This window comes from Methylomonas sp. Uni0009 (assembly GCF_054188105.3).
Window position 1 is genome coordinate 566,575 of record NZ_JBTAFN010000001.1, and the last position, 12,911, is coordinate 579,485.

Consider the following 12,911-nt stretch of genomic DNA (forward strand, 5'->3'; position numbering starts at 1 on the left):
GTGTTCACCGTTGTCACTTTTAAGCATCCGCCGCGAGCGGTTGTTGTCTCAATGTTTGAATCGTTCCGGACTTGGCGCGGCGGTCGGCTTGCCAAGGTTTTGCCAAGATTGCCAATACCACGGCTTCGATCCCGAAATAAACCGGATTGGCCCATGCCGCGCCGAGCAAACCGTATTGGCTGACCAAAACCGGAATAGTAATCGCCGCCGCTACCGCGCCGCACAAGCGGCCTTTCAGCAAGGTTTTGGTACGCTTATGCGCCAGCAGCGGTTGCGCCAGCGCCGTGCCCAAGGCATGCAAAGCACAGCCCAGCGCCATGGCCGGCATTAAATCCACCGCGGCGTGATAGGATTTTGCCAAGAACAATGAAGCCACCCAATCCTTAGTCAGCAGTAACAGCAACAAACCGAGCGCGCCCAATGCCGCGACACTGGTTATCCAGACCCATAAAATCGAAAAGGCCTTTTGCAAGCGCTGTGCGGAGAAAGCTTGAAAATAGGCGGGCTGAAAGGTGCGCAGCAGCACCATCGCGCTGCGGTTAAAGGCTTCGTTGACGATCATGTACGTTGCGGCATACAAACCTACGTCCGCAGCAGTCAGCAAATAACCGATCACATAGCGATCACCCAGACCATTGATCCAGAAAATCAATTCCATTGGAATCAAGGGTAAGGCGTAGACCCAGACTTCGCGGCGGAACGCCCGACTGGTGGTCGCTGGCGTCCGCACCGTGTTGCGGCGCTTCACCACGATCCAAACCAGATTGGATAGCAAACTGGCCAGGATATAACCCAGCAACACCCATTGCGGATTGCCGCCCAGCCACCAGACCAGCGCTATCGCCAAAGCGGGCCTGAGCACGCTGTCGCTGGTTTGCCAAAGACTAGCCAGGCGCTGTTTGCGCTCACCTATCGCCAACTGTATGCCCAGTTCGCGTTGTACCGTAATGGCCAACAACACGCCGGTCAGCAAAAACAACACGTTACTGGCATCGGCAAAATAGCCGTAGGCAAAACCGCCCAGCACCAGTAAGCCAATGGCCAACAGGGTGGCTTGCAGCGTCAAGCGGGCGACGGCAGCATGCAGACCAGTGCGCTGGCCGGCGGTTTCGCATTCCGGCACGATACGCATGCCGGCGCAGATAAACGGATAGGAAAACACCGCCACACCCAGCGCGACAAAGCCGTTCAATAAGGCCACTTGGCCGTAAACCGCCGGGCTAACCAGTTCGGTTAATAAGCGCGTACCCACTAGTAAGGCTAAGGCCGAGGCCGCCTGGCCGAACAAGGCCCAAAAGGCATCGCCAAATAATTTGCTCTGTTTCAATGTACCGAACATCACAGACTGCCTAAGGTAAACGCGGTGAGTAATCAGTTCTGGCCGGCATGGGCTGAACCATTGCCCCGGCTTTAGCCGTGCAGCCCAGCACCATGCCCCACAGCATCATTAACAAGGCGTTCTGCGGAAAATACTCCCACATATTAAAAGTCAGGCCGGCGGCGAAGATGAACATCGCCACCAAGCCTTTGTTTGGGTGGATAGACGTCCGTGTCGTGATCCATAAAAATGTCAGATAAGCCAGCAAGCCAATCACACCGTAGCCGTTCAACAAGAATAAATACAGGCTGTCGGAATCGAACTGACCTGGAAAATACTCGGCACCGAACAGCAGATTGACGGTGTTGGAACTCAAACCCAAGCCCCAACCAAACAGCACATCCATCGGATCGTGTACATGATTGGCAAACACCCGTTGCCATAAGTCAATCCGGCCATCTTGCGTGGGATCGGCATCGTCGCGGCCGCTCAATAAGGGGCTGGAAGCCAAAATCAACGCACCCACTGCCAAAATCGGCGCGGGCATCACTAAAGCCCAGCGATCACGTGGTCGCAGTGCGGCATAAACTTGAAAAAACACCACCAGCAAGGAACTGATAAACGCCGTACGCGAGCCGCTCAACAACGCTAAAAATACGCTCAGCGCTAACCAACGGCGCATGCCCGGCACCAAGGCAAACACCAGCGCGCAAGTCGCCATCGTCGCCCCGAATAAATTAGGACTGACGAAGGTGCCGAACGGCCGACCGCCACCCAACATCGATACACCAAACAGCGGCGGCGCCCACAAAGCCTGGGCTAGAGCCAAACCGGTTTGCAACACCAGGTAATAGCGCAAATAGTTGGCGAACTTGTAAAGCACGTAATCGCCGGCACCCAAACGACTGGTGACGAAACCGATCAAAGCTACCGGCAGATATTCGAACACCCGCAAGCCGGTCAGCGGCACGACCAGCGGCAAATCCAGATAAAGGGCGTAGCCCACTTCAAACAGGACATAGCTACAAATCACCCCCAGAAACGCCAACACCGAGCTGGTGAAAATCCCGTTGCGCAAACGCGGTTCCAGCCAGGCGTAAACGATTAGCACACCCAACAAAGCCTCGCGCAGAATCCGCAAACCCATTTCCTGTTCGCCGTAGACTTCCTTGATACCGGCCCAAGCCGATTCGACTTGCGGCAGCGAGGCCACCGTTGACGCGCCGACCAACGCAATCAACAATACGGGCAGATCTTTTTCCAGGCGGACTCTCATCGTTGCTGGTTAAACTCGCTCGTCGGTTTCGGCGGGAACCGGCAACAGCTCCCTATCCAACTGCTTACCCAACCAATCGCCCACTGCCTGATACTTATCGCTCCAGCTGGACTCGTCCTTCGGCTCCTGATCGGCACGTTGGTAGGCGTAGCCGTAATACGGATAGTAAGACGAGCCTTCCTTCATATCGTTGATGATGAAACCGTTAGGCTTGATACCCACTTGCTGGAAGCGGCGGGCGCTGACCTCCAATTCCTGCGCGGTATAGCGACCTTCTTTCACCACCAGGAAAGTAGCATCGGCATGCTTACCCAGAATCGCCGCGTCGGTGGCGCCCAGAATTGGTGGCGAATCAATGACGATGTGGTTGTAAAAGCTTTTCAGTTGTTCCAGGGTTTCCGACAATTCGCCCAGCACCAACAATTCCGCCGGATTCAGCACCATATTACCGCGCGGGATCAAATCGATACCCACATCCGGCAAGCTGACGATCACTTCGCCCAGCGTAGCGCGGCCTGACAATAAATCGGACAAACCCGGTTGCTTGCCGATCGAAAAGGTATCGTGCAAGCGGCCGTTGCGCATGTCGGCGTCGATCACCAGCACCCGTTTCTTGATGCTGGCCAGCAAAGCGGCCAAGTTAGAGCTAACAAAAGACTTGCCCATGCCTGGAGCGGGACTGCTGACCATGATCACCTTGCTTTCGTGCTGCGCTAGAGTGGCTTCCAGCGTCGTGCGCAGACCGCGCAGCGACTCGACGGAAATATCCAACGGATCCTGAGAGACCAGAATACCGTTGTCTTTATCCTTGCCCAGCAAGCGTCCTAATTTATGCTGCTTTTTGCTGTGCGGAATCGCGGCAAACAAGGGTAAGCCCACTTGATATTCCAGCAAGGCCGGATAGTTGTCATGGCGTTGCAAGGAATGTCTCAGGAAAATCAAGGCCGAGCCCAAGCTCAAACCCAGCAAGCTGGCTATCGCCAACAACAAACCAGGCTTAGGCCAGTAAGGTTTTTCCGGCGTGACCGCGAAGTCGACGATGCGCGAATTACCCAAGGAGCCGGCGGCAGCGATGCGTTGTTCCTGGGCGCTGTTCAACAGCGAGGTATACAGCTCGGTATTAACCTGCACGTCGCGCGACAAACTCACCATGTTTTGCTGGGTTTTCGGTAAATCCTTGATGCGTTTTTCCAGCGCCGCCAATTTGTTATTCACGCGCTTGATCTGGGCATTGGTGGAGATCATGTCCGGATGCTCGGCTTCCAAACGCTGGCTTTGTTCGTCGTATTTTTGCTTGAGCTGAATCCCCAGGGTTTCCATATCGGACGCCTGTTTCAACAGAATCTCGGCTTCGGCGGAAATATCCACCGCGCCGTGTTGCTGGCGATAGGCGCTCAAACCTTGCTCGGCTTTTTCCAGCCGTTCCTTGACGATAGGCAACTGGCTTTCCAGGAAACCCAGTTTTTGCGAGGCTTCCGCCGATTCCCAATTCACCGTGGCATTCACGTAAATAGCGGCGATGTCATTCACCGACTTGGCCAATTGTTCCGGATCGCGGCCTTTCAATTCCACGCTCAGAATATCGGTGTCCTTCGACACTTCTTTGACCGCAAAGGCTTTTTGCAGGGTTTCGATGGCCGACAGCGCGGTGCGGCGGGTTAATTCAAAATGCGTACCCGGATGCGCTTCCAGGGTTTCGACTTTAATCGTCACCGGGGTTTTCTCGCCAATCTCGGCAGTCAACACTTCGCCCACCTGACCGGCCAACAATTCGTCGCCGCGCGGGTCGAGCAGTTGAAAACGCCCGTCTTCCAACGCGATCAACGTAAATTCTTTTTCCAGATAACGGTCGGGTACGCTAAAGGCGGCGATTTTCAATTTCTCGCCGCCCCAAGCCCAACGGCTAAAGCCCCACCAGGCATCTGATATGCCGTCGTGCGCATCGTGCCGGCGCGCCAGCGTTTCGCCGATCAACGGAAAAAAGTACGGCTCGGTTTCGATGGTCAAATTCAGGTTATCCACGACTTTGCCCAGCACCGAACGCGAGCGCAAAATCTCCACTTCCCGTTGCGCGCGCGGACTTTCCGCTTCCGCCGGCGCTTGGTTGTTTTCGCTGCGTAGCGTCGCGGACAGCAATGCCTTGTTTTTATCGATGCGCAACAAGGCATCGGCCTTGTAAGTACGCGGCGCCAAAACCAAATAAACGCTGGTAATCAGCAACACCGAGCACAGCGCGATGAAAATGGTTTTGCGGCCTTCGATCAGCAGATCGACGTAATCGCGAATGCTGACACTGGATTCGACCATCCGCGACGGATGCAACGGTTGCAATACCGGCGTGGCTTCGTTTTGTGAATAAATCATTGCTTACATCCCCATCATCGCGGCTTGCGACATGATTGCGGTAAATGAGCCGGGTAAAATTTGGTTCAGCACCCTAGACCATTGCGTGACCCCGGCGGTACCGATGAACAGCGTGTCGTGAGCTTGCAGCGGAAACTGATCGGCCAGAATCATCGCATCGGGCGATTCGGCATCGAGTTGGAATATTTCCGGCTGCATGTCACCGGCACGAATCACATAGATGTCGCCGGGCCGCGAGGTATTGAAATCAACTCCGGACGCTTCGGCCAAGGCTTGCGACAAACTCATCCGGCCTTTGTTGATTTGGATGGCTTGCTGGCGATTGGCCTCGCCCATCACAAAGACCTTGCTGTCTTTTTGATCGCCGACATTCAACACATCGCCGTCTTTCAACAGCAGGTTCTGGGTGGTCAGGCCTTTTTCGTACATCGATTGCACATCCAGTTTGTAGAGTTTGCCGTCGCGGGCCAACGCCACATTGGCAAAATCAGAATCTTTGGTCGAGCCGCCGGCGCGGGTGATCGCTTCAGCGACCGTCAATGGCGTTTCGTTCATGGTTTGCACGCCGGGACGCACGACTTCACCGACCACCGCGACTCGGTGCGCCTGGAAGGACAGCACGCGAATGTCGAGTTTGACCTTTTTGAAATATTTGGACAGCTCGCGCGTCAAATCCGCGCGGGCTTCGCTGACGGTTTTACCGGCCACGTGGATACTGCCGACGTAGGGGTAATACAAGTCGCCGTTCTCATCCACCACTTTACCGGCCAGCTCCGGCATGATTTTCTCGCCGCCGGGATCGTTCAGTTCCGGATGTTCCCAGACGGTGATTTGTAATCTATCTTGCGGGCCAATGCGATAGCTGGTTTTGTTGGGGTCCACCGGCGGCAAATTGTTAATGGCCTGGCGACGGTTAGCCTCGCGTTCGATAATCAGATCGGCGGTAATCGGCACGATGCGGACTTTCTCCTTGACCAATTGCCCGTCTTTTTTCATCGGCATCTCAATTTCGGTCAAACCATTATCGGTGTTCATATCCATGCCCGGCGCCAGGAAACAACCGGGCAAGGTTAAGATCAGCATGATGGGAATCAATCTAAACATGTAAGCGTGTCCTTAATAGGCGTTTTTATTGATAAAACCGGTCAGCACGGTGCGGAAGGCGATCTCCAAATCAAACCACAGCGACCAATGCTGGATGTAATACAAATCGTGTTCGATGCGGCGGTTGAGGTCGGTGTCGCCGCGCCAGCCGTTGACTTGCGCCCAACCGGTGATGCCGGCTTTGACCATGTGTTTTTTCATGTAGTTGGGGACTTGGTCCTTAAACACTTCGACGAAGTCCGGACGCTCGGGGCGTGGACCGACCAGCGACATATCGCCACGCAACACATTGATCAATTGCGGCAGTTCGTCCAGGCTGGTTTTGCGCAGGAAAGCGCCGAACGGGGTGGCGCGATTTTCGCCGGGCTTGGCCCACACCGCGCCGGTTTTGGCTTCGGCATCGACCGGCATCGAGCGGAACTTCAACATCGTGAACGAACGATTATTCCAACCCACCCGTTCCTGGCGATAGAACACCGGGCCGCGCGAACTCAGCTTCACGCCCATTGCCAGGAACAACATCAAGGGGCTGATCAACAGCAACAAAATCAAAGCCAAAAGTCGATCTTCGATTTCTTTGATGTAGCGATTGATGCCATGCAACGGCGATACTGAGAAATCCAGGGTCGGAATACCAGCCACAGTGTTCAAGCTCAGAAATTTGCTTTGTTTGAAGGCAAAGCAGTCGATCACCAAGCGAATACTGACCGGCAGATGGCGGAGTTGGTATTGGGCGCGTTCGGTCAACGATTCGCCTTGGTAGGCTACCCACACTTCATCAATCGCTTGAGCCGAGATGATGCCCGGCAGGTCTTCCAACTTACCGAGACGCGGCAGTGCGAAATCGTTAATCGAGTTTCTATCATCGCCCCTGTCGTCAACATAACCGACCACTTGCAGGCCAGCCCAGGACGAATGATTCAACTGCCGCGCCACCGCCACCGCCATTTGATTCAATCCGACCATGACGATGCGACCCTGCGACCATCCGCGGGCCCGCAAGAAACGCAACACTTGCGACAGCACGCCCCGCGCCACCAGCACAAAAGTCAAACCCAGCACGCCCCAGGAGGCAATCCAGCGATAACTGGAACCGAACCAAAAATGCAATCTGATTAAGGCGACGATAGACACCACCGCCACTAACGCCGAAATCCAGGCTCTGACGATACGGGCAATTTCGCCGCGCATCGCATCGTTACGCCAGGGCCGATAGACCTGGCCTATTTCAAAGAAGATGATGGCGCCCAGGATGCCCAGCGCGATGACGATCCGGTAATCCTGATCGACAACGTACTCGCGCAACCAAAAATAGTGAGTCACCCAAGCGGCAGCAAACAACATGGCGACGTCGATGACGCGCAGCAACAAAATCACCGTGTGACCGTACTGTTTAAAAAGCCCGTTGAAAATATTTCCCAAACCGAGTGGCATGATGGCTTAACCCCTATATCGTCTTTATCCAATGACTAAGGGTCACCGTCCCTGGAAACCCAACCTGATGCGAACGGGTTGTTAATCCCTATTCGCTTGAGTAGTAGATTACCGAGACAAGATGAGAGAAAGCCTGAGGGTTTAATTAAGAATGTATTAGGAAAGGCTTAACTTTGGATGAAAGGGATTTTAAGCGAATGAATTATGGCCAATGACGCAGCGAGCTTTAGTCAGTGTCAAACTCATAATTGACTTTGACGCGCTGCGATGTGCCGGTTTGGGTTTCCAGATTGATGCTGTCGGTGAGCTTGTATTTCAAAACCAGCAGCGCCTGCTTGCTGAACAGGCCCAGTTTGGTGCCCACATAGGTATTAGCCGTCAGATACTGTCCTGCAGTGACCAGCGTATCGGCAAACGACTTGCCTTGCTGCACTTCAAACTCGTCTATACCCAGTTTCTCGGTCAGCCACGACAGCCGCCCTGCGCCATAGGATAAAGCGGCGCTCGCGATCATATTGCCTTCATCCTTACCGGCTTGGTTCAGCGAAGCCCCGGTAATCAAATACGCCAGCGCATCGGACTCGGGCAGGCTGGGCTCGGTATAAATCTTGGTCTGCGGCGCAGTGGCCGAACCGCTCACCTGCAACACGGCCGTCACCTTCTGATCCTTGGAAACCCGATAGGCTTCGACGTCCAGCCACGGGCGATCAATCGGGCCGTTGAATAAAAACCGGCCCTTACGCAACTTCAGATCTTGTCCGTAACTTCGGTAACGGCCGTCAGCCATATCGATGGCACCATGCAAGGCAAGACGTCTATCAAGTTTCAGAAATTGCAGTTGCCCGGTCAGTTTTGTATCCAAGCCAAGCCCGGAAAAACTGGCTTGCTGCCCCAACTGAATCGCCACGTCAGCGTCGATACCCGGTGGCGCTTCGATAGCCTGATCCGAGTCCGTTTTGCCGACGATCACCTCATCGCGACTGACCGCCACCGCGCTGGCCGGCAGTTCTTTGATTTTAACCATGGCTTTGTCAATTCCCAACGCCCCGGTCACTTTGGCATCACCACGGGCCGAGCGGCCCAGCTTAAGATGCGGCGCGATGGTCACTTCGGCTTCTGGCAACTTAGCTACCTCAAAGTCATTACCCAGCACATCAAGATCGGCAGTGCCATCCAGGCCCAACAAACCATCAATGGCAAGCCGACCGCCGCCGGAACGAAGGCTGCCGTGTACTTGAAGCGGCTGATCATCATTCACAGCATCGGCATGCAGCTGAATATCGGACAAAACAATACCCAGCTCATCAATTTGTAAGCGACCATCCTCCAAACTCAGACGCCCCTGTGCAACTGGCTGAGGCAACGAGCCCCCCAGTTTTAGATCGGCGCCGAATCGCCCCTTAAGCCCGGACATATTAGGCACCAGCCCCTGAAACAAACCAAGATCGTTGATTTTTGCCGCCAGGTTTCCGGCCAAGCCCTGTCCGGCACCTTGATCCAGTTGCAACTGAGCGCGGATAAAGTCGCTACCGTCAGTCGCCAAATCAAGATCGGCAGTCAAGCGCTCGCCAGCGAGATTGCCGAACAGAATGGCCTTGCGAAACGGCACCACCAACCCATTCCGGCCGACCGGCAGCGACACGCCGGCTTCTGCCAGCGCCAATCGATAATCACCCTGCAAACCGCTCCCGCGTTTGCGAACCTCGGCAGTCGCGGCCAAGCTGCCAAAAAGTTGCCAATGCGCCGGCAGATAAGCGCTTAGCAAATCCAACGGATAGTCGCTGACCCGCCCCTGACCGCTCAGATCGCCATTTGCCAGATAATCGCCCTGCAAACAGATTAACGCATTCGCTTGCGTCAGACAGGTATCGGCCAAGCGCACATCGGCACCGGCAGGCCGCTGGTCTATCGTCAAGGCGGCCGCTTGCCGCAATTCCCAGGCACCTAGTTGAGGGACTTGCAAGGATAAAGCCTGCAACGCCCCTTGCCAGCGCGGCGCTTGCCGGCGGCCGGCCAGCGCCAGCGCCAATTGCCCCTGCGGCGCCCGGACATCCAGGCTAACGCTGTGTTTTGCTGTAGTACCGCTGGCAGCTATCGCCACGCTGTCGATGGTGTCGTGACCGCTAAGCACATGTTGGGCATGCATTTGTAGCCGGCTATGGGCGTTTGGCTGAAAATCCAAGGTCAGATCAAATGCGCCGACTTGCTGTTGCGCATAGCCAAGCCCCGCCGCCTGCGCCGTCAACTCAATATCCGGCAAATGCCAATCACCGCGCAGAAGACCGTTAACATGCGCTTTACCACGCAGACCGGGCCACAAACCGGCTAAAGCCGGCGTATGCAAATCAAAGCGAAGCGCGGATTCAGCCGGACCCAAACGACCATCAGCGTGTAACCGATTGCTACCTGATGACAGTTGTAACTGATCGACCGCCACGACCTGCCCGTCCAGCGCAAATTTTCCCCCACCGCTCAACGGCTGGCCGAGCAATTGCCCATCCAGCCTATGCAGTTGCGCCTTAAGCTGCGGTGCGCCCGTGTTCAAACGTCCCTCGACATCCCCATCAAGCGACAAGCGCCCCGGCAAATCCGGCAGCAATACCGCCGGGTTAAAATCTCTGGCTTGCGCATGCAAAGCAAATTGGACAGCGTCCTGCCAGGCAATCGTACCGTCGACAGCCAAGCTGCCCGCCTTGGATGCCACCAGGAATCGCTGGAGTTTGGCAGACGTCGGCGTGCCCTCCATTGCCAGATCCACGTGAGCATCCGGCAACTCGGCTCGCCGCACATCGGCGGTCAGCTTGGCCTGAAAGGCTGAGGCACTACCCTGCACCGTCAGCGAACCCTGCGGACTTGTCAATTGCGGAAGATTGCCGACCAAGGGCCAGCGCGCATCGACCCAATCGCCTTGCAATGCAAAACCCGGGGTTTGTAACAGCTCATCAATCTGGCCGTGCAAGGTTGCAGCGAACGGGCCTGAGGCACTGATGTCCAGTATCAAGCGCTTCAGATCGCCGCTGAATTTGCTGGCTGTCTGCCAGTCGCCATATTCGGCCGAACGCAACTGACACTTCGCGTTCAGCGCCAGTGGATAGCCGCCACCTAAGCCCAACCATCCATTTAGATCAAGCTGATAGTCCGCAGCCTCAGCGACCATATGGGTTAAATGCAAGCGGCCGCCTTCGGTGTTGGCAGACAAAGTGAGATTTGGGAGATCGTGACGTTGCCCGGACTGGATGAATGTAGCATCGTTAACCGTCAAACGATCCAAGCGCAGCGCCAGCGGCACGGGTAGCGAGGCTTCCGGGTCAAAATGGCTGCTGGCATCCGCCTGCTGAGTGTCCGATTCCAGGGTCAATTCCAGACCCTGGATGGCGATTTCATCGATCTGCAGCGCGCCTTTCAGTAAATCGAGCGGGGACCAAGCCAGCGAGAGGTAGCGGAGTTTGAGCTGGGTGCCATCGGCATGATACTGCACCCCTGCCAACTGCAAACGATGCAGCAGGGTGCCGTCGATGTCGGTAATGCTGGCCTCGGTCGGCAGTACTTGCTGAATCAGCCAGCGACTTCCCGACTGGCTGTTGGCCATAGCCAGCACGACCGCCAACAGCAGCAACGGCAACGGCAGTACCAGGAGTAGCCCCCGCAGACACCTCATCGACCAGCGCCACAGGCTCACAAACGTGTCCCTGCGGCAAAATGGATTTGAAACGAGGAGTCGGCGGGTTGCAGGGGCACCGCAAAATCCAGGCGTACCAAACCAATCGGCGAGTACCAACGCACCCCTAATCCCACGCCTGTCTTCACTTGAATGCCGTCCAAATTATAGGCATTGCCGGCATCGATAAAGGCGGCCGCCCCCCAATTGTCGAGTACCGAATGTTCATATTCAACGCTGACCACACTCAAAAAGCGCCCGCCCACCACCGCGCCCGTAGCGTCCTTAGGTCCCAGTTCTTTGTAACTGTAACCACGTATGCTGTTCATACCGCCGGCAAAATAACGATAAGTAGTGGGTAGCTTGTCGAAATTATCCACCAACGTGGCGCCTTGCTCGCCACGCAGCACAATGCGTCCCACGTCGCCAACGGGGTGCATCCACACGCCCGCCACTGACCCTTGCAGCATACTGATATTGGACAGCGGGCTTTTGTAGCTGCCATCCACTGAGAACTCCAACCGATAACCGCGTGTCGGTCGAAGCGGATTGTCCGATACCGAACGCAACCAACTGCCGCCGGGTAACAGCAATAGCGTCGTGTCGGTCGTATTCGCCGCCGTATACTTCTCGTAACTGTAGTCGATAAACAATGTCTGCTTCCAGCCACTGGTGAATGCGTGCTTCAAGCGCGCCGATAATTTCCCTGCCCACGAGGTATAACTGGTCGTGTCTTCGCGTTTCACACCCGCACCAAAGCTCAAGGAGTCGTTGAACGGATCATCCAGCGGTACGGTGTATTCAGCACCGGCTGTAGCCAAGACCGGCGATAGATCCAGTTCGGCGTTGAAATAATGGCCCTGCGGATTGATTAGACGATTGAGATAGGTCCCACTGACCAAAGGACCCTTATCGGTGTCGTAGCCCAAACCCATCCCGTAATGATGGCGCTTGTTCGGATACAGACTCAGCATGACGGGTACCTGCCTATCGGCTATGCCGGCTAAATCCGGATGAATATCCACCGATTTGAAATAGCCGCTGTTGGACAGCGCATTGTGCGTATCGGCTAGCTTATGACTATCGTAATGCTCGCCGGTTTTGACCTTGACCAACTTGGCAACAAACGCGGGATCAAGAACAGCCTTGTCAATCTTGACTTCGCCAAAATAAAGACGCGGTCCCGCATCGTAATGCAGCACAATATCGGCCCGATCTTGAGAAGGATCGACGCGCAATTGACTCGTGGCAAAGCGCCCTTGCAAGTAACCACGCTCTAAGGCCAATGCCTCGATTTGTTTTTTTAAGGCTTCATAATGCCCGTGATGCAGCGGGCTGCCTACTTTGGCGGATAACTTTTCCCGTAAGCTTGCGAATGCCGGATCATCGACTGCTTCACCGAGAAATTGCAGGTCAATCGCAGTCACGCGCATCGGCTCGCCAGGTTTAATGACAAAGCGCGCTTGCCAACAGTCGGGTTTAATATCCAGATTTTTTTCTAGGCTGACGTGGTAGTGACCTAACGCGCGTAACGCATCGTCGATCTCCTGATCGGCCTTGAGGAACAGACTATTGACTTTCCAATCAGGCGCCTTGCAGTCCTGTTCACGCAAAGACAAGCTGATTTCAACATTCCTTAATAACTCACCGTCTATGCCCTGAATCAGGACATCGGCGGAGGCCTCTAACGTCTGAAAAAGGCTGACCAAAACCACCGCGTACAAGTGGAATCGATAGTTACCGGTCATCTTGGGTCA

7 protein-coding genes are annotated in these 12,911 nt (G+C 55.3%); all 7 read right to left on the bottom strand.

Annotated elements, in window-relative coordinates; translation table 11 throughout:
• Positions 1–19: 19 nt before the first annotated feature.
• The 7 genes from ACWAU0_RS02660 to ACWAU0_RS02690 all read right to left on the bottom strand — a co-directional run bounded on the left by ACWAU0_RS02660 (position 20) and on the right by ACWAU0_RS02690 (position 12,902).
• A complete protein-coding gene (locus ACWAU0_RS02660; RefSeq protein ID WP_458138230.1) occupies positions 20–1,339 on the bottom strand; it encodes a lipopolysaccharide biosynthesis protein in 1,320 nt (439 codons plus the stop codon).
• A gap of 10 nt (positions 1,340–1,349) precedes the next feature.
• The gene (locus tag ACWAU0_RS02665) at positions 1,350–2,594 is read right to left on the bottom strand and encodes an O-antigen ligase family protein (protein WP_458138231.1); all 1,245 of its coding nucleotides are present in this window, start codon (positions 2,592–2,594) and stop codon (positions 1,350–1,352) included.
• Positions 2,595–2,603: 9 nt separating this feature from the next.
• Positions 2,604–4,958, bottom strand: coding sequence for a polysaccharide biosynthesis tyrosine autokinase (locus ACWAU0_RS02670; protein ID WP_458138232.1), 2,355 nt, complete (start codon positions 4,956–4,958; stop codon positions 2,604–2,606).
• A 3-nt stretch (positions 4,959–4,961) separates the two neighbouring features.
• On the bottom strand, positions 4,962–6,062 hold the full coding sequence (locus ACWAU0_RS02675) for a polysaccharide biosynthesis/export family protein (protein WP_101051772.1): 1,101 nt from the start codon (positions 6,060–6,062) through the stop codon (positions 4,962–4,964).
• Between the two features lie 12 nt (positions 6,063–6,074).
• Positions 6,075–7,496: an undecaprenyl-phosphate glucose phosphotransferase gene (locus ACWAU0_RS02680; RefSeq protein ID WP_458138233.1), complete on the bottom strand. Its 1,422-nt coding sequence runs from the start codon at positions 7,494–7,496 to the stop codon at positions 6,075–6,077.
• 226 nt (positions 7,497–7,722) lie between these two features.
• On the bottom strand, positions 7,723–11,175 hold the full coding sequence (locus tag ACWAU0_RS02685) for a translocation/assembly module TamB domain-containing protein (protein WP_458138234.1): 3,453 nt from the start codon (positions 11,173–11,175) through the stop codon (positions 7,723–7,725).
• Positions 11,172–12,902, bottom strand: a complete 1,731-nt coding sequence (locus ACWAU0_RS02690; protein WP_458138235.1) for an autotransporter assembly complex protein TamA — start codon at positions 12,900–12,902, stop codon at positions 11,172–11,174. Before ACWAU0_RS02690 ends, ACWAU0_RS02685 begins: the two co-directional genes overlap by 4 nt.
• Between the last annotated feature and the right edge of the window lie 9 nt (positions 12,903–12,911).